This window comes from Streptomyces sp. P9-A4, from assembly GCF_036634195.1.
GTDB lineage: Bacteria > Actinomycetota > Actinomycetes > Streptomycetales > Streptomycetaceae > Streptomyces.
Genome location: NZ_JAZIFY010000001.1, coordinates 3411887 through 3437303 on the forward strand (window position 1 = coordinate 3411887; position 25417 = coordinate 3437303).

Below are 25417 nucleotides of genomic sequence, written 5' to 3' on the forward strand. Positions count from 1 at the left end.
ATGCCGGTGATACTTCCCGGGGGTTCGCCGACCTCAGGAGACCGCTGTCCGGTACAGGGTCACGAGGAGGCGGCGACATGTCCGAGACGACGGCCGTGACGGTTCCGAAGTGGCACGCCGCCGGGGATTGGTTCGATACGTGCAGGTGCAACGTGCCGTGCCCCTGCAGCTTCGCGCAGCCGCCCACCTTCGGCGCCTGCGACGGCGTCCTGGCCTGGCACATCCGCGAGGGGCACTACGGTGACGTGACGCTCGACGGCCTCAACGTGCTGATGCTCGGGGCCTTCGTCGGCAACCTGTGGGCCGAGCACTCGGACGCGTACGGGGCGGTGTTCCTCGACGAGCGGGCCGACGACGCGCAGCGCGAAGCGCTCCAGATGATCTTCGGTGGGCAGGCGGGCAGCTGGCCCGCCGAGATGATGACGATGTTCGGCGCCGAGGTGCGGGGCATGGACATCGCCCCCGTCGAGGTGGAGGTCGCGGCCGATCTCTCCGGGTGGCGGGCCTCGGTCCCCGGCCGGGTCGAGGCGAGCGGCGAGGCCCTGACCGGACCCACGACGCCGGAGGGCGCGCGTGTCCAGTCGACGAACCTGCCGGGGGCGGAGACCGGGCCCGGCCAGACCGCGACCTGGGGCAGGTCGACGGCGGACCGGGCCGACGCGTTCGGGTTCCGGTGGAGCCGGGACGGGCAGTCCAGCAAGCACATCACCTTCGACTGGTCCGGACCCTGACGGAGCCGGGCCGCGGCCCCGTCAGGCGGGCGGGTTCGTGTCCGGTGCGGAGGCCCGTTGCAGGTCGGCCAGCAGTTCGGCCTGTCCGGCCAGGACGCCGGAGAGGATCTCCCGTGCCACGACGAGCAGCGCGGCCACCCGCGCGTCGGGCAGGGAGTAGTACACGCCCGAGCCCTCGCGGCGCGCGACGACCAGATTGGACCGGCGCAGCACGGCGAGCTGCTGCGAGAGGTGCGCGGGCTCGACGCCGATCTCGGTCAGCAGCTCCGCCACCGCGTGCTCGCGCACGCTCAGCAGCTCCAGGACCCGGATGCGTACGGGGTGCCCCAGCGTTTTGAAGAACTCCGCCTTCAACTGGTAGAGCGGCGCGCTCACCTGGCGCTCCCCCGGCCCGCACGGGAGATCTCCGTAGCGGCTCCACAGGACCGCCGTCGCAGCCCGACCGTGCATCGCATCCACCCAGAACTCTTCGCCATGGGGACCATCCTCGCGCCTTCGCGCCGACCTGACGGCCTCGATAATTGCTAAGATCAGCAATTACTAAACATGAGAGCGACGGAACGGGAGTGGGCGTGAGCACGTTCGTCGAGGCGGTGCGGGAACGCGTACGTGCGGCGCGGGAGCGCCTCGCGGCGGCGCACGAAGCCGAGGACCCGTACGAGGCCGCACTCGCCGCCGACGAGCTGGACGACGCCCTGCGGCTGGCGCGCAAGCACGGGATCGACGCGGCGGACGAGGCGGCCGAAGGGTGAGGGCATGAGTGGGCGTGGGACGCGCGACGACGGCGACATGGAGCGGTGGAAGGAACGCGGCGTGATGCTGCGGGTCTTCGTCTACGTGTTCGCGACCCATCTCTTCGCCGGCTTCGTCTGGCTGCTCTTCTACGTGGGGCAGCACGCGCCGAAGTAGCGGCAGCCGCCGCGCGTCCTCCGCGGTCAGGCGTGCCGGACGGCGGGCTCGGGGCGCCTCACGGCCAGCGTCCAGTCGTCGCTCTGCCACTCGCGCGGTTCCTCGGCCGGGGCGTCGGGGGCCGCATGGGCGGCGAGCGCGGTGGGCAGGTCGCAGTGGACGGGAACGGGCCGGTGGTCACCGGCCGGGACGAGGGAACCGTCGGCCGGGATCGCGGCGAGTTCGAGCGGGCGGCCGTCCGCGGCGAGCCGGCGGGCGGCCTCGGCGACGGCGAGCTGGCCGCCGACCGACCATCCCCGCAGGCTGGTCAGGTCGAGGATGACCGGCCCGGCGCCGCGGGCGAGGACCCAGCCGACGGCTCCGTCGAAGCGGGCGACCGCGTCGGCGCCGAGGAACCCCGCGAGGGAGAGTACGGCCAGGTGGGGGTGGGTCGTGTAGCGCCATTCGATGGTCATCGGGCTGCCTTCGTCCTTACAGGGGGGACATGTGGGAGGTGCCGGGCTCACAAGGTGCCGGGCTCACCGGGGGAGGGCGATCCAGACGCTCTCGCCGCCGCCGTCCGCGTCTCGGCGGCCGGGGGTGCGGCGGCGAGGATCCCCGTCGCCCGCAGATGGGCGCGGGCGCCGGCGATCGCCTCGGGCGTCGTGGCGTACTCCCGTCCGTCGATCCGCAGCAGGTCGAGGGCGCCGACCGAGTCGAGGGCCTGGCGCTGCTCCGGCCGTACCCCGGAGGTCATGACCACGATGCCGCGCCGGTTCAGTTTCTCGACGGCGTCCTTGAGGACGAGCGCGCCGGTGGCGTCGACGGTGGTGACGCGGGACATGCGCAGGATGATGACGCGGACGTCGGCGACCTCGGTGAGTTCGAGGAGGAAGCGGTGGGCGGCGGCGAAGAAGAGGGGGCCGTCGATGCGGTAGGCGACGATGTGCTCGGCGAGCAGCGCGTGTTCCTCGTCGCTGTGCTCGCCCGGCAGGTCGGGGCGGAAGTCGACCTCGGCGAGCCGTGCCTGCTTGGCCACGGCGCGCAGGGCGAGCGCCCCGGCGACGACGATGCCGATGATCACCGCGTAGACGAGGTCGAGGGCGAGTGTGGCCACGGCGGTGAGCACGAGGACGACGGCGTCGGAGCGGGTGGCCTTCGCCATGGCCCGCAGCGAGCCGACCTCGACCATGCGGACGGCGGTGGCGAGCAGGACGCCGGCGAGCGCGGCCAGCGGGATCTTCGAGACCAGCGGGGCGGCGGCGAAGACGATCACGGCGAGGACGGCCGCGTGGGTGAGGGCGGCGAGCCGGGAGCCGGCCCCGGAACGGACGTTCACCGCGGTACGGGCGATGGCTCCGGTCGCCGGGACACCGCCGAACAGCGGCGCGGCCAGGTTCGCGAGCCCCTGCCCGAACAGCTCCCGGTCCGGATCGTGCTTCTGCCCCACGGTCATGCCGTCGGCGACCTGCGCGGAGAGCAGGGACTCCAGCGCGGCGAGCGCCGCGACCGCGACGGCCGGGGCCATCAGGGACCCGAGCCGGGAGAGGTCGACGAAGCCGAGGGACGGGGCGGGCAGCCCGGCGGGCAGATCGCCGATGGGCGCCGCCGCGTCGAGGTGGCACACCTGCGCCACGACCGTGGCGACGACCACGGCCACGATGGAGAACGGAACGGCCGGCCGCCACCGGGCCCCGAGCAGCATGAGCGCGGCGACACCGAGGGCGAGCCCGACGGCCGTCCAGTTCGGCGCCTCGACGAACTCCGCGACAGCGCGCCAGGTGACCGTGAGGACGCGGTCGCCCTCGGGCTTGGCGACACCGAGCGCGTTCGGCACCTGCTGGAGAGCGATCACCAGGGCGATGCCGAGAGTGAAGCCCTCCACGACGGAGGCGGGGATGTAGGCCATGTACCGGCCGGCCCGGGCCAGGGCCAGACCGACGACGATCAGCCCCGCGAGCAGCCCGACCATGAGGACACCGCTCGGCCCGTACTCCGCCACGATCGGCACGAGGACGACGGTCATGGCCCCGGTCGGACCCGACACCTGGAGGTTCGAACCGCCGAAGACCGCGGCGAGCGCCCCGGCGACCACGGCGGTCGCGAGCCCGGCCTCCGCACCGAGGCCGGAGGAGACGCCGAAGCCGAGCGCGAGGGGCAGTGCCACGATGGCCACCGTCAGCCCGGCGAGCAGATCACGGCGCGGATCACGGCCCATGGCCGCGAAGTCCGCGCGGGTGGGCAGGAGAGCACGCAGGCGGCGCAGTGCCGTAGCGGCGAGGGCGCCGCTCACCGGCCCGCGACCCCGGCTTCCCGCAACTCGGTGAGCAGCTCGTTCTGCCCGGCCAGCATCTCGGTGAGGATGCGCCGCGCGGCCTGCATCAGGTCGGCGACGTCACCCCCCGCGAGCGTGTAGACGACCGTCGCCCCCTCGCGCGTCGACGTCACGATCCCCGACCGGCGCAACACCGCGAGCTGCTGCGACAACGAGGGCGGCTCCACCTCGATCGCGGCGAGGAGGTCCCGTACGGCCATGGGGCCGTTCTGCAGGAGCTCAAGGACCCGGATGCGTACGGGGTGTCCCAGCATCCGGAAGAACTCGGCCTTGGCCTGGTACAGCGGGACCGGCACGATCGCCAACTCTCCTCACACCCGGCGCCCCCGGGGGCACGCCTCGTCTGGTGCCGTGCCCGCGGCTACCTACGGGCACGGCCCCCCAAGGATGTATCGAATTGCCGAATTATGCAATTGAGACACTTCATACTGGATCAGCCGACCGTCGGCGGTGTCCCCTCCGGGTACCCCCCGGTCGCTCGCGTGATCGCCGTCTCCACCGCCGTGATGCGGTCCGCCAGGTCGCTCAGGGCCGCTATCGCTCGGGTCAGCGGGGTGTCCTCCGGGTTGCCCCGGGCGCGGTGGGCCGTGGTGATCTGCTTCCAGCGGGCGGACTGGGTGGGGGTCAGCGGGCCTCTCAGGGTGGCCAGTTTGAGGAGGTTGCCTTCTGCTTCCGTCGTCAGGGTCTGGGCTTCCGCCGTGTAGTGGTCGTCGATCACCGCGGCCAGTTCGGTCTCGTTCATCGAGGGGGAGAGGCGGGCCGTGATGCGGTTCATGTTGCGGTACGAGCCCTGGAGGCGGAAGGGCGGTTCGGTGCGGGTGGCCTCGGACTGGGCGGCCGAGGCGATGTAGGCGCGGTTGACCGCCAGGACGGTCTCGCGGGCCGTGAGGACGTGCCGGAGGACGGCGAGGATCCGGTCCAGTTCGGCCGGCGGGTAGGGGTGGGCCAGGCGGTCGCGGCGGGCGGTCGGGTCGCCGGCCGCCAGGCGGGTCAGCAGTTCCAGGTCGGCGCGGTCGCGGCCGGCCAGCGGGGCGAGGACCGGGTGCGAGGTGAGGGCGTTCTCGACGAAGCTGAGGGCGAAGGCCTCCTCCTTGCCGGTCAGGACGTCGCCGAGGTTCCAGACGTCGGCGCGGTTGGCGAGCATGTCGGGGACCTGGAAGCGCCCGCCCGACTCGGTGTACGGGTTGCCGGCCATGCAGACGGCGAAGCGCTTGCCCCGAAGGTCGTGGCCGTTCAGCGTTCGGGTGGCGTCGCAGAGCGGGATGAACTTCTGCAGGAACTCCGGCGAGGTGTGCTGGATGTCGTCGACGTACAGCAGGACGTTGTTGCCCGCCGTCAGCGCGAAGTCGATCTTCTCCAGTTCGCGGCGGGCGGTCGCGTCGGGCGCCTCGGCCGGGTCGAGCGAGGTGGTGCGCTGCCCGAGGGCCGGGCCGTCGATCTTCACCAGGAGCAGGCCGAGGCGGTCCGCGACGTACTCGACCAGCGTGGTCTTGCCGTAGCCCGGCGGGGAGAGCAGGAGCAGCAGGCCGTGGGAGTCGGTGCGCTTGGCCGCGCCCGCCGCGCCGAGCTGCTTGGCGAGGCTGTCGCCGACCAGCGGCAGATAGACCTCGTCGACGAGCCGGTTGCGGACGAAGGAGGACATGACCCGGGGCCGGTGCTCGTCCACCCTGAGCCGGGCGCGCTCGGCGGCGACCAGCTCCGAGCGGCGCCGCTGGTAGGCGCGGAAGGCGGGTACCTCCCGGTCCGCGAAGTCCCCCGTCCTGGCCAGGTATTCGTCGAGCCGCAGATCCAGGGCGCGACCGCGCACCCGGGGGTGGGCGCCGAGCAGTCCGGGGACGGTGGCCGAGGTCGGGGCGGCGATCTCGTAGCGCTGGAGCTCCGGGCCGAGTTCGACGGCGACGGCCTCCGCGATCACCGCCGGGTCGGGGCTCTCCCCCGCCGCCGAGGCGTACGCGGAGAGCCAGACCTCGACGAGCTGCCGCCGGGCGCCCGGGTCGGTGAGACCGGCGAGGGCGTCCTCGTACGCGGAGCCGCCGACGGCGCGGCGGAACTTGTCGAGCAGGGTCCCGGCCGCGCCCGAGAGGGCGAAGCCCGCCGGGGCGCAGGCGAGTTCGGCCACCAGATACGCGGCGGCCACCGGGTCGCCGATCTCCTCCGCCAGCTCGCCCCGCAGCCCGTCGAGCGCCGAGTCCGCGCCGAACAGGTCCCGGGCCGCGGTGAGCGCCACCGCCCGCCGCGTCCACTGCTCGCGGGCCCCGGCGGTGGTGGAGTGCGCCCAGAACAGCTGGGCGGTCGCCCGCGCGCCCGCCGGGTACCGGAGCGGTCCGGCGCCCTCGTGGAGGCCGAGCAGCACCGCGAGGATCGCCGCCGCGTCGTGGTCGTGGACCCCGCGCTCGTACCCCTCGTCGTACGCGGCCTCCGCCGCGCGCCGGGCGAGCGCGGGGAGGTCGGCGTCGGCCAGGCCGTCCGTGCCGTGCTCGGCGAGCAGGCGCGCCGCGAGGTACTCGGAGCGGTAGACCTCCGGCGACTCGGAGGGCAGCGTCCGGTCCCAGTACGGGCGGGTCGCCGCGAACTCCGGGTCGGCGACCGGCGACCGGTAGTCCGTCCCGGTCAGCGCGAACGCCAGGGTGTCCCCGTACGGTACGAGCGTCAGCTCCGGGGCCTGCCGGTTGACGGCGAAGCGGTGCCGGCCGAGCCGGATCGTGTCGCCGCCGTCCGCGTACAGGTCGGTACGGTCCCGCAGGGCACGTCCGGCCTCCTGGCGGGCGGAACCGAGCCGGCCCTCCAGTTCCTCCGCCCGCACCTGGTCGCCGAGGGCGCGCAGTTCGGCGGCGGTGCGGCGGACCTTGCCGACCATGGGGTCGGAGGCGAAGTAGGTGTGCACCTCGTCGAGCGAGCCGAGGGTTCCGGCGCGCCGGGCGACCGCCTCCAGGATGCGGGCGGCCGACTCCGCGATCCGCTCCGCCCGGCGGGCGCGGGCGTCCTGGAGGGACTGCCCGCGGGCCGTGAAGGCCTCGTGGACCTCGGTGCGCTTCCGGGTGAGGTCGGCCAGGAACCCGTCGTGCTCCGCGAAGCGGGACTCCAGGTTCTCCAGCTGGAGCAGCAGGCGCGCGAGCTGCTCCTCACAGCGCTCGGGGGTGTCCGCCGCGGCCAGGGCGCCGGTGACGGCCTGCCCGAACAGTGCCGACTCGGCGGCGAACTCGGCCCGGCCCTCGCCATCGAGGAGTTCGGCGCGGCGGGCGGTGAGCACGGCTCGGGCCCGGTTCAGGGAGCCCAGGACGTCCGCGATCCGCTCCAGGATCGAGGTGCGGACGGTCGCGTCACCGATGTCCAGGCCCGCGACGATCTCGCTGAGCGTCCGCAGTCCGTCGGCGCGCGCGTCGAGCCGCTCCCCGACGGGTCCCGTCTCGGCGACGGTGGCGAGTTCGCCGGCCTCCGCGGCGAGCCGGTCGGCCTCCGCGTGGTGGGCGGTGAAGGCGTCCTCGCGCCGGAGGAACGCGACGGCCCGCCGGCCGGCCGCGACGATGTCGGACTCGACGTCGGCGGCGAGCGCGTCGACGCGTTCCACGTCCGCGTGGCGCAGCTCCTTCAGCGTCACCAACCGCCCCTGTGCCCGGCGGAGTTCGGCGATCCGGTCGATCCACTCCTCGGCGGTCGCGGGCGACTCCCCGCGGATGCGCCGGACGAGACCGGCGATCCGGGCGGCGGCCTCGTCCAGCGCCTCGGCCGCCTCACGGGTGAGCGTCGTCACCGTCCGGAACTCGTCGAGGACCTGGGCGGCGGTGGTCCGCAGCTCGGTCAACGGGCCGCGCAGGTCGCCCGCTTCGGGGTCGCCCAGCCAGTGGTGGACGTCGGCGGCGCGGACGCAGGCGGCGACGAGCGCCGCGTACACCTCGGTGGCGGGGGTGAGTTCGGTGGCCTGCCGGGCGATCGACAGGCAGTCGGCGATGCCCCGGACGAGGTCGGCGTTGCCGATGCGGGCCAGCGGGCCGTCCCCTGCGGCGCCCGGGTGGGTGTCGGCGGCGTAGGGCGTGCGCCAGACCTGTACGGGGTGGGCCCGGCCGGCCTCTCCGGGCTCGGCGCGCAGGACGACCATCGTCCCGTCGTCGAGGAGGGTGTGCCCGCCGCAGACGACCGGCGCGGCGATCTCCTTGCGGATCAGGTTGTACGGGAGGAGGAGCCCCCGGCCCTCCGCCGCGGCGTGGAAGACGAAGAGGATGTCCTCGCCGTCGGGTGAGCGGACCGCGCGGTCGAAGGCGAGCCCCGAGGTGTCGATGTCGAAGGTCTTCGCGCCGCCGGAGGCCAGGCAGTAGCCGCCGGGGAAGACGATTCCCTCGTCCTCGGGCAGCCGCAGACAGGCCTGCCCGATGCCGTCCAGCCTGACCACCTTGCCGGTCAGGGTGTTGAAGACCAGGTGCCGGGTGGTCTCCTCCTTGTACGGGCGGACCCGCACGAGGACCAGGGCGCCCACCGAGGCGTACCCGACCTCGGCGTCCGCCAGGGACTGGAGGGGTTCGTCGACGGGCTCGGAGTGGACGCCCTCGCCGGTCTCGGTGTCGTTCTCGGTCTTGACCGTCAGCGCCCCGCCGACCGTCGAGACGAAGATTCCGCCGGCGAGCGCGATGTGCGGGTGCCGGCCCGGCACGTGGTCGTCGCGGGTCGTCGCCGTCCACTCGATGTCGTGCGAGGGCGGCGCGATGTTGTCGCGGTCGCCCCGGGCGTCGAGGAACCTCGTCGCGCCGGACGGATCGACCGACCAGCGCAGGACGCGGAGGTCCTCGGCCTTCGCGCCGGTGCGGAAGACCGCGAGGAGGCGGTCTCCCACCCGGCGCAGCCGCAGCAGCCGGGCGCCGCGGAAGTAGCGGTGCAGCGCGGTGAACTCGGCGAGGAAGGCGGGGTCGTCGAGCAGGCCGGGCACGGCGTCGTCGGCGAGCGGGTCGAGGTCGCGGTCGTGCAGGGTGAAGACGTCGGAGGCCGGGCGCCCGGCGTCTCCGACGACGGCGGTGGCGGCGGTGTGGCTGCCGAGGAGCAGGACGCCGTCGCCGACGGCGACGAGGTCGCGCGGGACCGCGGGGCGCTCGGTGCGCAGGCGGCCGGTGCCGGTGAGGGCGATCTCGCCGGAGCCGAACTCGGCGGTACGGGCCCGGTTCAGGGCCTCGGTGCGGCGGGCCAGCTCGGCCGCCTGCGCGGCGAGCCGGTCACGGAGCACCCCGTACGCGTCCTGGTCCATGCCGGCGCTCATCCGGTCCTGCTCCGTTCCGGAGCCCGTCCGGTCCCGGTCCGCGCCGGAGCCCCTCCGGCTCTCGTCCGTCCCGGTGCTCATCCGGCCCGACTCGCTTCCGGTGCTCATCCGGTCCTGCTCCCCTCGTGGCGTGATGATTGCGGGTCCGGTGCCGCGGACTCCCCCGTGCGGCACCGGACCCGTCGTGACCGCTCCCCCCGGTGCGGTCAGCTGGTGAGGGCGGCGGTGTCGCCCCTGGCGGTGCCGTTCGCGGTGGCGGTGCCGTTCGCGGTGACGGATCCGTTCGCGGTGACGGTGGCGCCGTTCCCGTTCCCGTTCACGTTCCCGATCGCGGCCGTGAGGCCCGCCCCCGTGGCCCCGTCGAGCACTCCCGAGTTCATGACCTTCGTCAGGAGCGCCGAGACGCTGAGGTTCTGCACGTCGCCGGTGGACAGCGAGCCGAGCACCTTGGTGAGGTCCTCCGTGAAGGAGCCCTCGCCGTTCAGCCACGGGCCGGCGAGCGCCTGCGCGGTACGGCTGTGGTCCATGAAGCCGTCGACGGACCGGCCCATCGAGACCGACTGCACCAGCCGGTCGAGGAAGACGGACTCGCCCCCGACGATGCTGATGTCGGCGTGCTCCAGGCCGGTGGCCAGGACCGTCGCCTGGGCCTCCGCGACCTGCCGCTGCACTTCGAGGCCGGCCAGCCGGATGTCCTTCTCGGCCGCCAGGCGGAGCCGGTACTCCTCGTGCGTACGGGAGGCGTCGTCGAGCGCCGCCATCGCCGCCGCCTTCTCGGTCAGACCGGCGGCCTCCGCCTTCAGCTTCTCGCCGATCGCGGTCGCCTCGGCGAGTGCGATCTCGCGGGTGCCGACGGCCTCCGCGAGCGCCTTCTCCCGGGCGCCGACGGCCTCGGCGCGCAGCCGGGCCTCGGTGGCCTCCGCCTCCGCGCGGCCGGCCTTCTCGATCGCGTCGGCCTCCTTCTCCCTGACCTGCACGGCGGCCAGGCCGGCCGCGGCGGCCTCCGCCTGGACGCCCTCGGCGAGCCGGATCTTGGCGCGGGCGTCCATGTCGGCGGCCTTGTTGCGGGCCTCGGCCAGGGTCAGTTCCTCGGCGGCCCGGTGGACGGCCGCCTGCTCGGCCGCCTCCGCCGCCTTGATGTCCTTGACCAGCTTCTCCTGGGCCTCAGCCTCGGCGGCGATCACCACGGCCTGACGGGTGCGCTCGGCCTCCTCGACCATCCGCAGCCGCTTGATCGACTCCTCCTGCTCCGCGACCGTGCGGTCCACGGCGACGCGCTCGCGGATCACCTCGGCGATGTCGCGGCGCTCGGCCTCGACCTCCTTCTCCGCGGAGATGCGGGTCAGTTCGGTCTCCCGGTCGCGGGCGATGACTTCGAGCAGGCGGTCCTTCTCGATCCGCTCGTTCTCGACGGCGATGACCCGCTCGCGGTTCTTCTGCGCGACCGCGACCTCGCGGGCCTGGTTCTCCCGCTGGACGCCGAGCTGCTCCTCCGTACGCAGGAAGGCGCTCTGCGCGCGCAGCCGCTCCTCCTCCACCACCCGGGCGGTCTCGGCCTCCTCGCGGGCCCGCGAGGTGTCGATCTCGCGCTTCTGCTTGATCTCGGCGTCCGCCTGGCGCCGCTCCAGCTCCAGGATGGCTTCGCGGGCGTCGACGTTCTGCCGGGTGATCTCCTTCTGCTCGTTCTGCCGGTACTCGTTCGTCCGGACGTTCTCCAGGGCGGTCAGCTCGGTGATCTTGCGGATGCCCTGGGCGTCGAGGATGTTGCCGGGGTCGAGCTGGCTCAGCGGCGTCTGCTCGACGTGGTCGATGGCGGCGTCCTCGAGGTGGTAGCCGTTGAGGTCGATGCCGATGAGCTCGATGATCCGGTACCGCAGTTCCTCGCGCTTGGTGTAGAGGTCGGTGAAGTCGAGCTGCTTGCCGACGGTCTTGACGGCCTCGGAGAACTTGGCGTGGAACAGCGCCTCCAGGGTCTCCTGGTGGCTGGCCCGCTCGGTGCCGATGGCCTGCGCGACCTTGATGACGTCCTCGACGGTCTTGTTGACCCGTACGAAGAACGAGATCCGGATGTCCGCGCGGATGTTGTCCCGGCAGATCAGTCCGTCCCGGCCGGTGCGGGAGATCTCGAAGGTCTTCACCGAGATGTCCATGACCTCGGCCTTGTGCAGCACCGGCAGCACGACCTGCCCGGTGAAGGTGACGTCGACCTTCCGCATCTTGGAGACGATCAGCGCCTTGCCCTGCTCGACCTTGCGGAACAGCCGGCTGAGCACGAAGACGAGAGCGAGCGCGAAGAGCAGGACGACGGCGCCGAGCACGCCGGCGCCCGTGGTGATGGCATCCATGAGAAGTCCTCGGGTGAGGTGTGCCGCGCGAGGTGAGACGCGTGGCGTGTGACGTGTGACCAAAGGGGTCAGGGGGGTGCCGTCCGGGCGGGCGGTGACTCCCCTCCCCCTGACGCACGGACACTTCCGGCCCCCGGCACAGGAACCGCTGCCCGTGCCCCGGATGAATCCATCCTGCACCCGGGGTACGCGCGTGCGCATTGCCGGTGACCGGCAACCTTTAACGCCTTCTTTATGCCGGGGACGCTCCCGGCTGGCACTCTTGATCACCGTGTGCCGGTGACGCGCCGGGGCACAGGGGACCCGGGAGGGAAACATGGCGGAACGCACGGGGGGATCGGAGTACCTGGAGGGGTACGCCGAGCTGCTGGCCGAGATCTGCGCGACCGGCAGACGGCTGACCCGCGAGGAGTTGGAGGGGCTGCGCTCGCGCGGCGAGGGGGCCGCCGAGGCCGGTCTCGGGCTGCGGTTCTTCGTCCGGGCCCATCTCGCCGCCGCGCGCGCGGCCCAGTCCGGTGCGCCGCGGACCGATCCCGACCGGCTCCTCGCCGTCATAGAGCAGGCCGTCGACGCCTTCGCCGAGGGCCACGAGCGCGCCCAGACCCTGGCCGTACGCCAGGAGGAGGCCGCCAGACGGGAGTTCATCGACGACCTGCTCTACGGCCGCAGCGACCTCGGCCGGCTGGCCGAGCGCGCCGAGCGGTTCGGGCTGCTGTTCTCGCAGGCCCACGTGGTGGCCGTCGCCCAGGGGCCGGAGCCGTACGCCGACGGCTACCCGGTCTCCCGGAGCGTCGAGTCCTCCCTGCTCGCCCGGTTCGGCGCCCGCCGCCTCCTGCTCACCACCAAGGACGGCCGGCTGATCTGCGTCGCGCCCGCCGACGAGCCCGAGGTGCTCAGCCACTTCGCCAAGCAGGCGTACGCCGCGACGAACGGCGGCCGGGTCGCGATCGGCCGGCCGCACCCCGGCGCGGGCGGCGTCGTCCACTCGTACGAGGAAGCCCTCAACGCGCTCGACCTCGCCGACCGCATGGAACTCGACGACCCCGTCCTGTACGCGGCGGACCTCCTGGTCTACCCCGTCCTCACCCGCGACCGGCAGGCCATGGAGGACCTGGTCAGCACGGTGCTCGGCCCGCTCCAGCAGGCCCGCGGCGGCGCCCGGCCGCTCCTCGACACCCTCACCGCCTACTTCGACGCCGGCTGCGTCACCACCGACGCGGCCCGCCGCCTCTCCCTGAGCGTGCGCGCCGTGACCTACCGCCTCGACCGCGTGCACCGGCTGACCGGCTCGGACCCGGGCGACCCGACCCAGCGCTACACCCTCCAGACCGCCGTCATCGGCGCCCGCCTCCTCAACTGGCCGACGCGGGAGCTCTGATCGCGCCGGGGAAGCCCCGTACGGCGGCTGCGGCGACCTCGTACGACCATGGCGGCCCCGTACGGCGCCGGGCACGGGTGAACGCTGCCGACGTCCGGCAGTGACCCGGCGCACGCGGCGGTGCCACGATGGCGGGACCCCGGGCTGCCCGGGGACGGGGGCGGGGCGGGGGAGACATGGCGGGGACGGTGCCGCGGCAGGGGGACGGGGGCGCCCGGACCGACGGGCCCATGCTGGTCTGCGGCGACGACGGACTCGCCCACCGCCTCGCCGACGAACTGCGGGACGTCTACCGACAGCGGGTCGTCCTGGTCGTCCCCGAGGAATGGGCCGCCCAGCGGGCGGCGGAACCCCCGGACGGGCCGGTCACCGCGCCGGGCACCGATCCCGGCGACACGACCGGTGGCGGTCTCGTCCTGCCCGTACGGGTCATGACCGCGCCCGCCCCGACCGCGGCCGCGCTGCTGCGCGCCGGGGCCGACCGCGCGACCGCCCTCGCGCTGCTCTACGAGGACGACGAGACCAACCTCCGGGCCGCGCTCGCCGCCCGCCGCCTCAACCCCGGCGTCCGGCTCGTGGTGCGGATGTACAACCGCAAGCTCGGCCAGCGCCTTGAGGCGCTGCTCGACCAGGCCGCGCTGGTGCGGACGCCCGGCCTGAACCGGGCCGTCCTCGACGCCTCCACCACCGTCCTGTCCGACGCGGACACCGCCGCGCCCGCCCTCGCCGCCACCGCCGTCGCGGGCACGAGCAAGGTCGTCCAGGCCGACGGCGTCCTGCTGCGCGCAGCCGAACGCCCCCCGCCCGTACGCGGCGAGGTGCCGGACGCCGGGCTCTGCACCCTGGCGCTGCTCTCGTCCACCACGACCGACCCGGCGGGCGCCGAGGGCTCGGAGGCCGACCGGGAGGGCCCCCACCTGCTGCCCGACGACCTGACCGTGGCGGGCACCGGCGGGCGCGGCAGCGTCGTCCTGGAGACCGTCCGGTACGCCGGTCCCGCCCTGCCCGTACGACGCCTGGCCCGCCGCGGCGCCCCGCTGCGCGAGCTGTTCTCCGTCCGGCTGCGCTGGGCCGTCGCCGGGTTCCTCGCCTCCGTCCTCGCCCTGACCTGCGTCACCACGCTGCTGACCGACGCCGACCCGGTGCACGCCGCCTACCTCACGCTGCTCGACCTGTTCTCCATCAACGACCCCGCGCTCGGCGCGCCCGTCACCCACCAGGTCCTGCAACTGCTCTCCGGTCTCGTCGGCCTGGCCCTGCTGCCGCTGCTCGTCGCCGGAGGCCTTGAGGCGCTCGGCACCTTCCGCGACGCGAGCGCGCTGCGCCGCCCGCCCCGGCGGCTGTCCGGCCATGTCGTGCTGCTCGGGCTCGGGAAGGTCGGCACCCGCGTCCTCGCCCGGCTGCGCGAGCTCGACATCCCCGTCGTCTGCGTCGAGGAGGACCCCGACGCCCGGGGCATCCCGCTCGCCCGGAGCCTCCACGTGCCGGTCGTCCTCGGGGACGTCACCGAGGACGGCGTCCTGGAGGCGGCCAAGATCGACCGCGCCCACGCCCTGCTCGCCCTGACCAGCTCGGACACCACGAACCTGGAGGCGGCGCTCTCCGCCCGTACGGCCAAGGCCGATCTGCGGGTCGCGCTGCGCCTGTTCGACGACGACTTCGCCACCGCCGTCCACCGCACGCTGCGCACCGCCTACCCGGACGCGCTCACCCGCAGCCGCAGCGTCAGCCACCTCGCCGCGCCCGCCTTCGCCGGGGCCATGATGGGCCGCCAGATCCTGGGCGCGATCCCGGTCGAGCGGAAGGTCCTGCTCTTCGCCGCGCTGCTCGTCGCCGGGCACCCGCAGTTCGAGGGCCGTACGGTCGCCGAGGCGTTCCGGCCCGGGGGCTGGCGGGTTCTCGCACTCGACACGGCCGTCCCCGCCGCCCGCCGCCCCGACCTCGCGTCCGCGCGCCAGGACGGCGACCGGCCCGAGCTGCTGTGGGAACTCCATCCCGGGTACGTCCTGCGGCCCGAGGACCGCGTGGTCATCGCCGCGACCCGCCGCGGCCTGGCCGAACTGCTCGCCCGGCGGCCCGCGGACCGCGACGCCTGAGGCGCCTGAGGCGCCTGAGGGCGGACGTGGGCCGGGAGGGGCAGCGGGCGGGGAGGGGTAGCGGGCCGGGAGGGGTAGCGGGCGGGGAGGGGTTGCGGGCGGGGCACGGCGGCGGCGCTAGCATCGGCGGATTGTCGATCACTGGAGTTCACCGCCATGCCGCTGCCCCGTATCGGAGTCGTCATCGTGACCATGGGCACGCGCCCGCGGGAACTGGAGGCGCTGCTCGCTTCGGTGGCCGCGCAGGACGTGCCCGCCGCGCGGGTCGTGCTCGTGGGCAACGCGACGCCCCTCACCGAGGTCGTGACCACCGCCACCAGGATCCCGCTCGAAGAGAACCTGGGCTGCCCCGGCGGCCGTAACGTCGGCCTCGAACTGCTGCGGGACTCCGGCGACGTGGACGTCGTCGTCGAGCTGGACGACGACGGCCTGCTCATCGCGGACGACGTGTTCCGCCGGGTCCAGAAGCTGTTCGCGGAGGACCCGGCGCTGGGGATCGTCGGGTTCCGGGTCGCCGACGAGCACGGACACACCGAGCGGCGCTGGATCCCCCGGCTCCGTGCGGACGACCCGATGCGGCGCGGCCTCGTGACCGCCTTCCTCGGCGGCGGGCACGCCTTCTCCATGCCGATGCTCCGGCAGACCGGCCTGTGGGCGGGCGAGTTCTTCTTCGGGCACGAGGAATCCGACCTGGCCTGGCGGGCGCTCGACGCGGACTGGAAGATCCTCTACGAACCCGAACTCGTCCTCCAGCACCCGAAGACCTCACCGGCCCGGCACGCCGGCCACTACCGGTTCACCGCCCGCAACCGGGTCTGGCTGACCCGCCGCCGGCTGCCCGCCGTCCTCGTCCCGGTGCACCTCGGCGTGTGGATGCTCCTCACCCTGGTGCGGACGCGGTCCCTGACGGCCCAGCGGGCGTGGTGGGGCGGCTTCTTCGAGGGCGTACGGACGCCGTGCGGCCCCCGCAGGCCGATGCGGTGGCGCACGGTGTGGCGCATGACCCGGCTGGGCCGCCCGCCGGTCCTCTGATCCTCCGGTCCTCCGGTTCGGAGGCGGGAGCACTCTCGGCGGAGGCCCGCTCGGGGGGAGCGCGGCGAGCGGCGCCGGCGGGCGGCTCTACGCTGGTTGTCTTCCGTCAAGTTGATCGATCGTCGAAAGGGTGGTCTCCAGGTGCTGGTCGCGGACCGATATCGGCTTCATGTGTGTATCGGCCGGGGCGGCATGGGCGAGGTGTGGCAGGCCACCGACGAGGTGCTCGGCCGGTCCGTGGCCGTGAAGCTGATGCTGGCGCACGCGGCCGACCCCTCCGCCGGTGACCGGTTCCGCCTGGAGGCGCAGACGGCGGCCCGGCTGAGCCATCCGCATGTGGTCGGGGTCTTCGACTTCGGCACGTGGGACGGAAAGCTCTTCCTCGTCATGGAGCTGGTGGAGGGCGACAGCCTCGCCGGCACCCCCGCCGATCCGCTGGTCCTGCCCGCCGAGCGGGTCGCCGTGGTCGCCGCGCACGCCGCCGCCGGGCTCGCCGCCGCGCACCGGCAGGGCGTCGTGCACCGGGACATCAAGCCGGGGAACCTGCTGGTCGACGCCGACGGGACGGTCAAGCTCGCCGACTTCGGCATCGCGCGGTTCGTCGACGACCCCTCGGGGGCGCTCACGACGACGGGTCAGATCGTGGGCACCGGGCTGTACCTGGCGCCCGAGCGCGCCCTCGGGCAGCCCGCCTCGTCCGCGTCGGACGTGTACTCGCTGGGCTGTGTGCTCTACCAACTCCTCACCGGGCGCACGCCGTTCCGCGCGGACACGGCGACCGCGCTGCTGTACCAGCACATCGACACCCCTCCGGTGCCACCGAGCAGACTCGGGGTGGTACTGCCGCCCGACTTCGAGACGTATCTGCTGAGCCTGCTCGCCAAGCAGCCGGAGCAGCGGCCCCCGGCGCAGGCCATCGCGGACTGGTTCTCCTCCGGCGCCTGGCGCGCCTACTCGCAGCAGGCCCCGGCACAGGCCCGCCCGGCCGCCGCACCGCACCCCGCTCACGCACCGCGGACCGGGCACACCGGGCACGGCTCGCACACCACTCACGGCTCGCACGCCCAGGCGGCCCCGCAGGCGCCGCACGCCCCGCAGCACCACCCCGGTCCGCCGCCGCCGGCCGTTCACACCCGGCCCGCGCCCGCCTCCACCGCCCCGCAGGCACCCACGTCCCGGCGCCGCGAGCGCCCCGGCTCCGTCAGCGGCAGCGGGCTCGCCGAGCTCTCCCGGCGCCGCCCCCGCAAGACGGCCGCCGTGGCCGGGGCCATCGCCTTCGTCGTCTTCCTGGTCATCGGGATGGCCTGGCTCTCCTGAGCGCGCCGCGTCACGGCAGACGCCCCGGGCACTCCCCCCGGCACGCCCCCGGTGTCAGTACAGCCTCGGCGCCATCACCTGCGGATCCGCGTCCGCCGTCGCGAGCAGCATGCAGCGCGGTACGCCCGGCCCCGGGGTGGCCCGTACCGTCACCGTCGTCGGCGGGTCGGTCGGCAGCTCGATCGGGACCGACACAGGCCGGTCGTCCCTGGTCGTGGCGTAGCCGGTCTCCTTGCCGTCGACGAGGACCTCGACGGCGGGAGTGTGACCGGTCTCGACGGTCGCGGAGACCGAGTGCCCGAGGTAGTCGATGTGGAAGTGGTGGCGTTGCCTCATGGGTCACCTTCTCGCCTCCTCTCAAGAGTAGGCAGGAAGGCCCGCTCCCGCCGCTCGCACTGGGCCCCGGTACGGGCGTCGGCGCGCGCCCCGGCGCTGATCGCCGCCGGAGTGCGGCCGTACGGCCCCGGTGTTCAGATGGACCGGTACGCCGCACACCGCCCCCGCGGAACGGAGCACCCGGCACATGAGCGACACCCTGCCCTCCTTCGAGGACACCACCGACTTCGAGAACGCCGACCGGGGTTTCCTCGGCGCCCTCGTCCCCGGCGTGATCACGGCCGCCGACGGGCGGACGATCTGGGACAACGACGCCTACGGCTTCCTGAAGGCCGAGTGCCCCGGCACCGCCCACCCGAGCCTCTGGCGCCAGGGCCGGCTGTGCGCCAGGCAGGGCCTGTACGAGGTCACCGAGGGCATCTACCAGGTGCGCGGGCTCGACCTCTCCAACATGACGATCGTCGAGGGCGAGCGCGGGATCGTCGTGATCGACCCGCTGATCTCGGCCGAGACGGCCGCCGCCGGCCTCGCGCTCTACCGGGAGCACCGCGGCGACCGCCCGGTCACCGGCCTGATCTACACCCACTCGCACGGCGACCACTTCGGCGGCGCCCGCGGGATCCTGCCGCACGGCACCGAGGAGGGCATCCCGATCCTGGCGCCCGCCGGGTTCCTGGAGCACGCGGTCAGCGAGAACGTGTACGCGGGCGGGGCGATGGGCCGCCGCGCCGGGTACATGTACGGCGTGATGCTGCCCAAGTCGCCGGAGGGCCAGATCGGCATCGGCCTCGGGCAGGCCACCTCCACGGGCACGATCACCCTCATCCCGCCGACCGTGGACATCGTCCGCACCGGCCAGGAGGAGACGGTCGACGGGGTGCGGATCGTCTTCCAGCTCACCCCGGGCACCGAGGCCCCGTCCGAGATGAACTTCCTCTTCCCCGACCACCGCGCCCTGTGCCTGGCCGAGAACGCCACGCACAACATGCACAACGTGCTGACCCTGCGCGGGGCCGTCGTCCGCGACGCCCGGATCTGGGCCCGGTACCTCGACGAGGCCATCGAGTACTTCCACGGCCGGTACGACGTCGGCTTCGCCTCCCACCACTGGCCGACCTGGGGCCACGACAACGTGGTGCGGTTCCTGTCCGAGCAGCGCGATCTGTACGCGTACATGCACGACCAGACGCTGCGCCTCCTCAACGACGGCCTGACCGGCGTCGAGATCGCCGAGCGGATCCAGCTGCCGCCCGCCCTGGAGAAGTCCTGGCACGCGCGCGGCTACTACGGCTCGCTCTCCCACAACACCAAGGCGATCTACCAGCGCTATCTGGGCTGGTACGACGGCAACCCGGCCCACCTCTGGGAACAGCCGCCGGCCGAACTCGCCGAGCGGTACGTGGAGGTGGCGGGCGGCCCGGCCGCCGCCCTCGCCAAGGCCCGTACGTACGTCGAGGCGGGCGACCTCCGCTTCGCCGCGACCCTGCTCAACCACATCGTCTTCGCCGACCCGGAGGACGCCGAGGCGAAGGAGACGCTGGCCAAGGTCTACGAGCGCCTCGGGCACGGCGCCGAGAACGGCACCTGGCGCAACTTCTACCTGACGGGAGCCAAGGAGCTCCGCGACGGACCCCGCTCCGACATCGTCGAACTCACGAACCCCGAGATGCTCATGGCCCTCACGGTCCCGATGGTCATCGACTCGATCGCGATCCGCGTCGACGGACCGCGCGCCTGGGACGACGAGCTGACCATCGATCTCGTCCTGAGCGACGAGAACGCCCGCCACCGCCTCACCCTCCACAACGGAGCCCTCACCCACCGGGCCGTCACGGGCGAGCCCCGGACGCCCGCCGGGCTCACCCTCACCCTGGCCAAGGCGCAGCTGCTCGGCCTGCTGGCCGGCCAGGGCCTCCAGGAGCTGGGGATCGGGGTGGAAGGCGACCCCGCGCTGCTCGCCCGCCTCTTCTCGTACGTGACGAAGGCCGACCCCGACTTCCCGGTCGTCACCCCGTGAGCCGCCTCCCGACGGCCCCGGCCGGTCAGCGGACCGCCAGCCCGGCCAGCCCGGCGAGCACCCCGAGCAGGATCAGCGTCAGGCAGATCCCCAGGTTCACCACCTTGTACTGGAGGAAGACCGCGACGAACTCGCGCATGATCGCCGACGGCCAGAAGTAGGCGGCGGTCGGAGAGCCCACCACCTGGCCGTCGACGCCCGCTCTTCGGGCCGTGAGGGCGGCCCGGAAGGCGTGGAAGTTGTTGGTGACGATCACGCACGAGGAGCCCGGCCGGTCCCGCTCCATCAGCTCCTTGCTGAACAGCATGTTCTCGTCGGTGGTGCGCGAGCGGTCCTCGCGCACCACCGCGCCGGCCGGGAAGCCGCGCTCGACGAGGTAGTCGGCCATGGCGTGCGACTCGGGGACCTCCTCGTCGGGGCCCTGCCCGCCGGAGGTGATGAGGACCGGCGGGCCGCTCCGGCTCCGGCCGCGGGCGGCCAGCATCTCGTACACCTGCCGTCCCCGGTCCAGCCTGCTCGCGAGCAGCGGGGGCACCCGCCGGCCGCCGATCAGGCCGGAGCCGAGGACCACCACGTAGTCGGCGTCCCGGCGGATGCGCATGCGCCCGTAGAGGAAGGCGTATCCGATGAAGCAGAGGAAGAGGAAGGAGACGTAACCGAGGACGAGGAGCGTGGTGCCGACGATCAGGCCGAGGACCCAGGAGCGGGCGACGACGGCGGCCACGGCCAGGCCCATCACCCCGAACATGCCGAGCCCGGCGAGGAGGGACAGCAGGTTGGCCGGGCGTCTGCCCTCCTTGCGGACCATCTTCACGCCGTTCGCGCAGAGCAGCCCGGCGAGGACGACCGGGCCGAGGCCGAGCACGAGCAGCCCGCAGACCATCGCGGTCTCGGCGACGCCCGGCGGGGCGTCCTCGATCCCGGCGAGGAGCCCGAGCCCGAGGAAGGTGACGGCGAGGCCGAGGTACACGGCATTGCCGAAGCGGCGCCGGTCGCGCAGCACACCGGCCCCGAAGAGCAGCAGGAAGACGGCGGCCACGACGAAGGCGAACATGTCGGCATCGTAGACAGCGGAACCGGCCTCCGACGGAGCGCGGACGCATCTGTGGAAAACTCGCGGCGGGCCCCGGCCATCCGGTCTCGCGCGTGCGCCCACCGGCGTTCCGCGTGCGCCTACCGGCGTTCCGCCAGGGTGAACAGGCCCAGCCTGGCGCCCTCCTCGTAGGCGTCCCGCAGTTCCGGGTCGTCGAGCAGCGAGCCGAGTGCCCGCTCGATGCGGGCGCGGATCGCCGCGCAGTACTCCGCCGGCCGGTACGACGGGTCGAAGGCCGAGCTCCGCAACACGTCCACCGCGCCCAGGAGATGGGCCGCCCGGTCGTTCCTGCCGCTCATCGACCACATCTGGGCCAGGAGTTCCGCCGCGGCCGCCGCGCCCACCGACGAACCGAGGCGCAGATGCTCGCGCAGGGCCCGCCGGGCGTGGCCCGCGGCCCGCTCCGGGTCCCCGTCCCAGGCGGCGAGTTCGGCCCGGACGTGCGAAGCCCAGGACTCCGAGTAGAGGTCACGGCCCGCCCAGGCGCGCCGGGTCCGGTGCTCCCGGTCCGACTGGTCGAGCGCCTCCTGCGCGGCCTCCGGGTCGGTCCGGCACAGCGAGAGCGCCAGGCCCACCCAGCACCCGTGACGGCTCGGCCCGACATCGGTCCGCTCCCCCACCAGGGCCAGCGCGTCCCGGAACTCCTCCGCCGCCGCGTCCGTACGCCCCTGGAACAGCGCGGTCGCGCCCCGCAGATGGGCCAGCATCCCGAGGGCGCGCTCGTCGCCGTCCCGTACCGCCGCCGCCCAGGCCCGGACGAGGATCGGCTCGGCGTCCTCGGGACGGCCGGACTCCAGTTCCAGGAAGGCGGCGAGCCACAGGGCCCGGGCCGAGGGGGGTTCGGTGTGCAGGGAGAGGGCGTGCCGGAGCCGGTTGCGGCCCTCGTCGACCCGCCCGCAGGCCACCCACAGGAACCAGAGGGAGACGGCGACCTCGACGGCCGCCGCGGCCTCGTCGCCCGGGGTGGGCCACGCGTTCGTCGGGTCCATGGCGGCGGCCAGGTCGGGGAGTTCGCGCAGGGCGAGGTCCCGGGCGTCGAGCTGCCGGCCGCTCTGCCACCAGTCCGCGGCCCGCCGGGCGGTCTTCACGCACCAGCGCCGGTGGCGCGGGACGACGGAGCCGCGGTCGCCGCGCCCGGTGAGGTGCCGGGCGCCCACCGCCCGCACCGGGTGCGGCATCCAGTAGCGGGGGGCGTCGGGTTCGCCGTCGAAGAGGTCGTCGACGGGCAGCAGGGCGAGCGGGGCGAGCCGGTCGAGGACCGCCGGGATCCGTGCCGGAGGCAGCAGTTCCGAGGCGCACACCTCCTGGACGGCGTCCAGGCCGAAGGCGCCCTCGAAGACGGAGAGCCGTTCCCACAGGAGCCGCTCGGCGGGTCCGCAGAGGGCGTAGCCCCGCTCGGCGGCGTCGAGTTGGGCGGCGCTCACCCGCTCCCCCCACAGCATCGCCGTCCCGGCCGGTCCACCGGACCCTGTGCGCGCCATTGATCACTCTCTCCCCATCAGTCACTCATTCAACATCCTGGGGGTGCTCCCCGCGGCGGGCAAGGTCATGCCCCGACCCGTGACCCGATCCGGGTGGTCGTGTTCTGATGGAGACATGGAGTTCGCCGTGTTCGTGACGCTGCCCGGTCTGGTCATCCTGCTGACCGTGATCGCCTTCGCCGATCAGCTGCTGCGGATGACCGGCCGGGGGAAGCGCACGGGGCAGGTCTCCTCGACCGGCTTCGAGCAGCTGCACGCCACCTTCTCGCAGGGCAAGCAGAACGAACTCAAGGAGCGGCAGAGTTCGCTGGTGCTGCGGGACGACGAGGAGGACGGCGCCCCGCCGAACCGCTCGACGGTGGACCTGACGGGCGGGCGCGCCGTGATCAGGCTGGGCGGGACGCCTTGACCGAGTACATCAGCGGGATGCGCGGGCGGTCCGCCGGGAAGCGGTAGTAGCCGTCCTCGTGCTGCTGGAGCGCCCCGTAGCGGGGGAACAGCGAGGCGTCGTGCTCGCGCAGGAACTCGATCCGCAGCCCCGCCCTCGCGAGCGCCGTGACGACCTCGCCGACCGGGTGCACCCACTCCACGCTGCGGTTGTGGACGGTGACCGCGTCGAGCTCGGCGTACGTGCCGGGCGTCGTGTCCACCCACGGCTCGCGGACGAAGTAGTCGTTCACGATCCGGCTGCCGGTCTCGTCGTCGAGCGAGTCGGTGAGCGGATGGAACTCGGCCACGTAGAGGAAACCGCCCGGAGCGACCAGCGACGCGGCGGTCTCCGCCCAGCGCTCGATGTCCGGCAGCCAGCACAGCGCCCCGCTGCCCGTGTAGACGATGTCGTAGGCGTTGTCCGGGACGGCCTCGGCCGCGTCGTACACGTCGGCGGCGACGAAGGCGGCCCGGTCCTGCGAGAGGCCGAGGTCGGCGGCGAGCGAGCGGGCGGTCTCGACGGCCGGCTCGGAGAAGTCGAGACCGACGACCTGGGAGGCGCCGTGGCGCGCCCAGGAGAGCGTGTCCAGACCGATGTGGCACTGGAGGTGCAGCAGGCTGCGCCCGGTGACGTCACCGACCTCGGCGAGCTCGAAGTCCCGCAGGGCGTCCTTGCCCGCGCGGAAGGTGTCGAGGTCGTAGAACGCGCTGGCTGCGTGGATCGGGACGCGCTCGTCCCAGCGGGCGCGGTTGGCCTCGCGCCAGTCCTCGGGGGTCGCGGAGTACATGTCCGCGAGGTTATCCACAGGTTGAGGGGGACGCGACCCGATTGTCCGTCGTGCGGAGCATCATGGGTGCCATGACTCAGAGCGACAACGCCGGACCCGGCCCCGTGCCCACCGACCCGATCCCGCTGTGGGAGCAGCGCTTCCGCGCACCGCGCGTCTCCCTGCCCGAGTGGGCCGAGGAGGCCCCGGACCGCTCGCTGTTCGTGTCGAACGCGACGGGGACGTACGAGCTGTACGCCTGGGACCGGGCGAGCGGGGAGCAGCGGCAGGTCACGGACCGGCCGAATGGCACGACGGACGGCACGCTGTCCCCTGACGGCGCCTGGATCTGGTGGTTCGCGGACACCGACGGGGACGAGTTCGGGGTGTGGATGCGCCAGCCGTTCGGCGGCGGGGCGGACGAGCCGGCCGTGCCCGGCCTCGAAGCCTCCTACCCGGCGGGGCTCGCGATCGGCCGGGAGGGCACGCTCGTGGTGGGCCGCTCCACGGACGAGGACGGCTCGACGATCCATCTCGTACGGCCGGGGGCGGACGCCCCGGCCGAGATCTACCGGCACCGGGAGTCGGCCGGGGTCGGCGACCTCAGTCACGACGGCACGCTGATCGCGGTCGAGCACACCGAGCACGGGGACGCGATGCACTCGGCGCTGCGGGTGCTGCGCGCCTCGGACGCGGGTGTGGTCGCGGAGCTGGACGACACCAAGGGCGGCACGGAGGAGCTGGGCCTCGCGGTGCTCGGTTTCGCCCCGGTCGACGGGGACACCCGGCTGCTCGTCGGGCACCAGCGGCGTGGCCGCTGGGAGCCGATGCTCTGGGACGTGGCGGCGGGCACCGAGACCGATCTCGCGCTCGACCTGCCGGGCGACGTGTCGGCCGAGTGGTATCCGGACGGCAGCGGCCTGCTGATCGTGCACAGCTTCGAGGCCCGCAGCGAGCTGTGGCGGTACGAGATCGCGACCGGCGCCCTGGTCCGGGTGGAGACCCCGGCCGGTTCGGTGTCGAGCGCGACAGCCCGTCCCGACGGCAGCGTGGAGTACCTGTGGTCCTCGGCGGCCCAGCCGCCGGTGGTGCGGTCCACGGACGGCGGTGTCGTCCTCGACCCGCCCGGCCCGAAGGCACCGCCGTCGGTGCCGGTGGAGGACGTGTGGGTGGAGGGCCCCGGCGGCAGGGTCCACGCACTGGTGCAGCGCCCGGCGGGCGAGGGCCCCTTCCCCACGGTCTTCGAGGTGCACGGCGGCCCCACCTGGCACGACAGCGACGCCTTCGCCTCGGGCCCGGCGGCCTGGCTCGACCACGGGTACGCGGTGGTGCGGGTCAACTACCGGGGCTCGACGGGGTACGGACGGGAGTGGACGGACGCGCTCAAGCACCGGGTCGGTCTGATCGAGCTGGAGGACATCGAGGCGGTGCGCGCCTGGGCGGTGGCGAGCGGCCTCGCCGACCCGGACCGGCTCGTCCTCGCCGGCGCCTCCTGGGGCGGCTATCTGACGCTCCTCGGCGTCGGCACCCGGCCGGAGGCCTGGGCGGTCGGTCTGGCGGGGGTCCCGGTCGCGGACTACGTCACGGCGTACGAGGACGAGATGGAGGCGCTGAAGGCACTGGACCGGACGCTGCTGGGCGGCTCCCCCGAGGAGGTGCCCGAGCGGTTCGCGGCCTCGTCGCCGCTGACGTACGTGGACGCGGTGACCGCCCCGGTGCACATCACGGCCGGCGTCAACGACCCGCGCTGCCCGATCCGCCAGATCGACAACTACGTGGACCGGCTCAAGGCCAGGGGCGCGGTCCACGAGGTGTACCGGTACGACGCGGGGCACGGCTCGCTCGTGGTGGAGGAGCGGATCAAGCAGGTCGCCCTGGACCTCGCGTTCGCCGCGAAGCACCTGGGGACCCGGGCGAAGGAGAGCTGAGG

The 25417-nt window shown here is 73.7% G+C and carries 20 protein-coding genes; 10 read left to right on the plus strand and 10 right to left on the minus strand.

From position 1 onward, the window contains the following. The first annotated feature begins 77 nt into the window (after window positions 1-77). Window positions 78-731 (plus strand): DUF1326 domain-containing protein, encoded by a 654-nt coding sequence (locus V4Y03_RS15290; RefSeq protein ID WP_332435276.1) that lies wholly within the window; start codon window positions 78-80, stop codon window positions 729-731. 21 nt (window positions 732-752) lie between these two features. Here V4Y03_RS15290 and V4Y03_RS15295 read toward each other — a convergent pair whose 3' ends face one another. Then, on the minus strand, window positions 753-1106 hold the full coding sequence (locus V4Y03_RS15295; RefSeq protein ID WP_317875721.1) for an ArsR/SmtB family transcription factor: 354 nt from the start codon (window positions 1104-1106) through the stop codon (window positions 753-755). Between the two features lie 197 nt (window positions 1107-1303). On the opposite strand from V4Y03_RS15295, the gene V4Y03_RS15300 reads away from it, so the two are divergent. Together V4Y03_RS15300 and V4Y03_RS15305 are read left to right on the plus strand one after the other, a co-directional pair. After that, a complete protein-coding gene (locus V4Y03_RS15300) occupies window positions 1304-1483 on the plus strand; it encodes a hypothetical protein (protein ID WP_317875722.1) in 180 nt (59 codons plus the stop codon). Window positions 1484-1487: 4 nt separating this feature from the next. Continuing rightward, a complete protein-coding gene (locus V4Y03_RS15305) occupies window positions 1488-1640 on the plus strand; it encodes a DUF6126 family protein (protein ID WP_332435277.1) in 153 nt (50 codons plus the stop codon). A gap of 26 nt (window positions 1641-1666) precedes the next feature. Here the strand turns inward: V4Y03_RS15305 and V4Y03_RS15310 are convergent, their stop codons facing one another. The 5 genes from V4Y03_RS15310 to V4Y03_RS15330 all read right to left on the minus strand — a co-directional run bounded on the left by V4Y03_RS15310 (window position 1667) and on the right by V4Y03_RS15330 (window position 11541). Further along, complete coding sequence (locus V4Y03_RS15310; protein ID WP_332435278.1) at window positions 1667-2095, minus strand: anti-sigma factor antagonist; 429 nt, start codon at window positions 2093-2095, stop codon at window positions 1667-1669. A 47-nt stretch (window positions 2096-2142) separates the two neighbouring features. Further along, window positions 2143-3837, minus strand: a complete 1695-nt coding sequence (locus V4Y03_RS15315) for a SulP family inorganic anion transporter (RefSeq protein WP_332437186.1) — start codon at window positions 3835-3837, stop codon at window positions 2143-2145. Between the two features lie 71 nt (window positions 3838-3908). Beyond that, entirely contained in the window at window positions 3909-4250 is a 342-nt protein-coding gene (locus tag V4Y03_RS15320) for an ArsR/SmtB family transcription factor (RefSeq protein WP_317876667.1), read from the minus strand. A 137-nt stretch (window positions 4251-4387) separates the two neighbouring features. Continuing rightward, window positions 4388-9196 (minus strand): DNA repair ATPase, encoded by a 4809-nt coding sequence (locus V4Y03_RS15325; protein WP_332437187.1) that lies wholly within the window; start codon window positions 9194-9196, stop codon window positions 4388-4390. Between the two features lie 206 nt (window positions 9197-9402). Then, a complete protein-coding gene (locus V4Y03_RS15330; protein ID WP_332435279.1) occupies window positions 9403-11541 on the minus strand; it encodes a flotillin family protein in 2139 nt (712 codons plus the stop codon). A 316-nt stretch (window positions 11542-11857) separates the two neighbouring features. Here V4Y03_RS15330 and V4Y03_RS15335 point away from each other — a divergent pair, with 316 nt between their 5' ends. From V4Y03_RS15335 to V4Y03_RS15350, 4 genes are all read left to right on the plus strand, one after another. Then, complete coding sequence (locus tag V4Y03_RS15335) at window positions 11858-12919, plus strand: PucR family transcriptional regulator (protein ID WP_317876669.1); 1062 nt, start codon at window positions 11858-11860, stop codon at window positions 12917-12919. A gap of 176 nt (window positions 12920-13095) precedes the next feature. Beyond that, on the plus strand, window positions 13096-15015 hold the full coding sequence (locus V4Y03_RS15340) for a potassium channel family protein (protein ID WP_443079787.1): 1920 nt from the start codon (window positions 13096-13098) through the stop codon (window positions 15013-15015). Window positions 15016-15171: 156 nt separating this feature from the next. Beyond that, window positions 15172-16047 (plus strand): glycosyltransferase family 2 protein, encoded by an 876-nt coding sequence (locus tag V4Y03_RS15345; RefSeq protein WP_332435280.1) that lies wholly within the window; start codon window positions 15172-15174, stop codon window positions 16045-16047. A 141-nt stretch (window positions 16048-16188) separates the two neighbouring features. Continuing rightward, complete coding sequence (locus tag V4Y03_RS15350; protein ID WP_332435281.1) at window positions 16189-17364, plus strand: serine/threonine-protein kinase; 1176 nt, start codon at window positions 16189-16191, stop codon at window positions 17362-17364. A gap of 54 nt (window positions 17365-17418) precedes the next feature. On the opposite strand, the gene V4Y03_RS15355 is transcribed toward V4Y03_RS15350, so the two are convergent. Next, entirely contained in the window at window positions 17419-17700 is a 282-nt protein-coding gene (locus V4Y03_RS15355; protein WP_332435282.1) for a hypothetical protein, read from the minus strand. A 187-nt stretch (window positions 17701-17887) separates the two neighbouring features. Here V4Y03_RS15355 and V4Y03_RS15360 point away from each other — a divergent pair, with 187 nt between their 5' ends. Next, entirely contained in the window at window positions 17888-19717 is a 1830-nt protein-coding gene (locus V4Y03_RS15360; protein ID WP_332435283.1) for an alkyl/aryl-sulfatase, read from the plus strand. A 25-nt stretch (window positions 19718-19742) separates the two neighbouring features. Here V4Y03_RS15360 and V4Y03_RS15365 read toward each other — a convergent pair whose 3' ends face one another. Continuing rightward, window positions 19743-20771, minus strand: a complete 1029-nt coding sequence (locus V4Y03_RS15365) for a YdcF family protein (RefSeq protein ID WP_332435284.1) — start codon at window positions 20769-20771, stop codon at window positions 19743-19745. 119 nt (window positions 20772-20890) lie between these two features. After that, entirely contained in the window at window positions 20891-22291 is a 1401-nt protein-coding gene (locus V4Y03_RS15370; protein ID WP_332435285.1) for a tetratricopeptide repeat protein, read from the minus strand. A 115-nt stretch (window positions 22292-22406) separates the two neighbouring features. Here V4Y03_RS15370 and V4Y03_RS15375 point away from each other — a divergent pair, with 115 nt between their 5' ends. Continuing rightward, a complete protein-coding gene (locus V4Y03_RS15375; RefSeq protein ID WP_317878271.1) occupies window positions 22407-22700 on the plus strand; it encodes a DUF6191 domain-containing protein in 294 nt (97 codons plus the stop codon). On the opposite strand, the gene V4Y03_RS15380 is transcribed toward V4Y03_RS15375, so the two are convergent. After that, window positions 22678-23508, minus strand: a complete 831-nt coding sequence (locus V4Y03_RS15380; protein WP_317878270.1) for a class I SAM-dependent methyltransferase — start codon at window positions 23506-23508, stop codon at window positions 22678-22680. The genes V4Y03_RS15375 and V4Y03_RS15380 overlap by 23 nt on opposite strands. Before the next feature lie 71 nt (window positions 23509-23579). Between V4Y03_RS15380 and V4Y03_RS15385 the strand changes: the two genes are divergently transcribed. After that, window positions 23580-25415, plus strand: a complete 1836-nt coding sequence (locus V4Y03_RS15385) for a S9 family peptidase (protein ID WP_332435286.1) — start codon at window positions 23580-23582, stop codon at window positions 25413-25415. The last annotated feature ends 2 nt before the right edge of the window (window positions 25416-25417 follow it).

Coding starts and splice junctions, on each gene's coding strand:
- V4Y03_RS15330 (WP_332435279.1), bottom strand. CDS start 11,541: ATGGATGCCATCACCACGGGCGCCGGCGTGCTCGGCGCCGTCGTCCTG.
- V4Y03_RS15305 (WP_332435277.1), top strand. CDS start 1,488: ATGAGTGGGCGTGGGACGCGCGACGACGGCGACATGGAGCGGTGGAAG.
- V4Y03_RS15365 (WP_332435284.1), bottom strand. CDS start 20,771: ATGTTCGCCTTCGTCGTGGCCGCCGTCTTCCTGCTGCTCTTCGGGGCC.
- V4Y03_RS15335 (WP_317876669.1), top strand. CDS start 11,858: ATGGCGGAACGCACGGGGGGATCGGAGTACCTGGAGGGGTACGCCGAG.
- V4Y03_RS15380 (WP_317878270.1), bottom strand. CDS start 23,508: ATGTACTCCGCGACCCCCGAGGACTGGCGCGAGGCCAACCGCGCCCGC.
- V4Y03_RS15310 (WP_332435278.1), bottom strand. CDS start 2,095: ATGACCATCGAATGGCGCTACACGACCCACCCCCACCTGGCCGTACTC.
- V4Y03_RS15360 (WP_332435283.1), top strand. CDS start 17,888: ATGAGCGACACCCTGCCCTCCTTCGAGGACACCACCGACTTCGAGAAC.
- V4Y03_RS15355 (WP_332435282.1), bottom strand. CDS start 17,700: ATGAGGCAACGCCACCACTTCCACATCGACTACCTCGGGCACTCGGTC.
- V4Y03_RS15345 (WP_332435280.1), top strand. CDS start 15,172: ATGCCGCTGCCCCGTATCGGAGTCGTCATCGTGACCATGGGCACGCGC.
- V4Y03_RS15385 (WP_332435286.1), top strand. CDS start 23,580: ATGACTCAGAGCGACAACGCCGGACCCGGCCCCGTGCCCACCGACCCG.
- V4Y03_RS15325 (WP_332437187.1), bottom strand. CDS start 9,196: ATGAGCGCCGGCATGGACCAGGACGCGTACGGGGTGCTCCGTGACCGG.
- V4Y03_RS15290 (WP_332435276.1), top strand. CDS start 78: ATGTCCGAGACGACGGCCGTGACGGTTCCGAAGTGGCACGCCGCCGGG.
- V4Y03_RS15340 (WP_443079787.1), top strand. CDS start 13,096: ATGGCGGGGACGGTGCCGCGGCAGGGGGACGGGGGCGCCCGGACCGAC.
- V4Y03_RS15370 (WP_332435285.1), bottom strand. CDS start 22,291: ATGGCGCGCACAGGGTCCGGTGGACCGGCCGGGACGGCGATGCTGTGG.
- V4Y03_RS15375 (WP_317878271.1), top strand. CDS start 22,407: ATGGAGTTCGCCGTGTTCGTGACGCTGCCCGGTCTGGTCATCCTGCTG.
- V4Y03_RS15315 (WP_332437186.1), bottom strand. CDS start 3,837: ATGGGCCGTGATCCGCGCCGTGATCTGCTCGCCGGGCTGACGGTGGCC.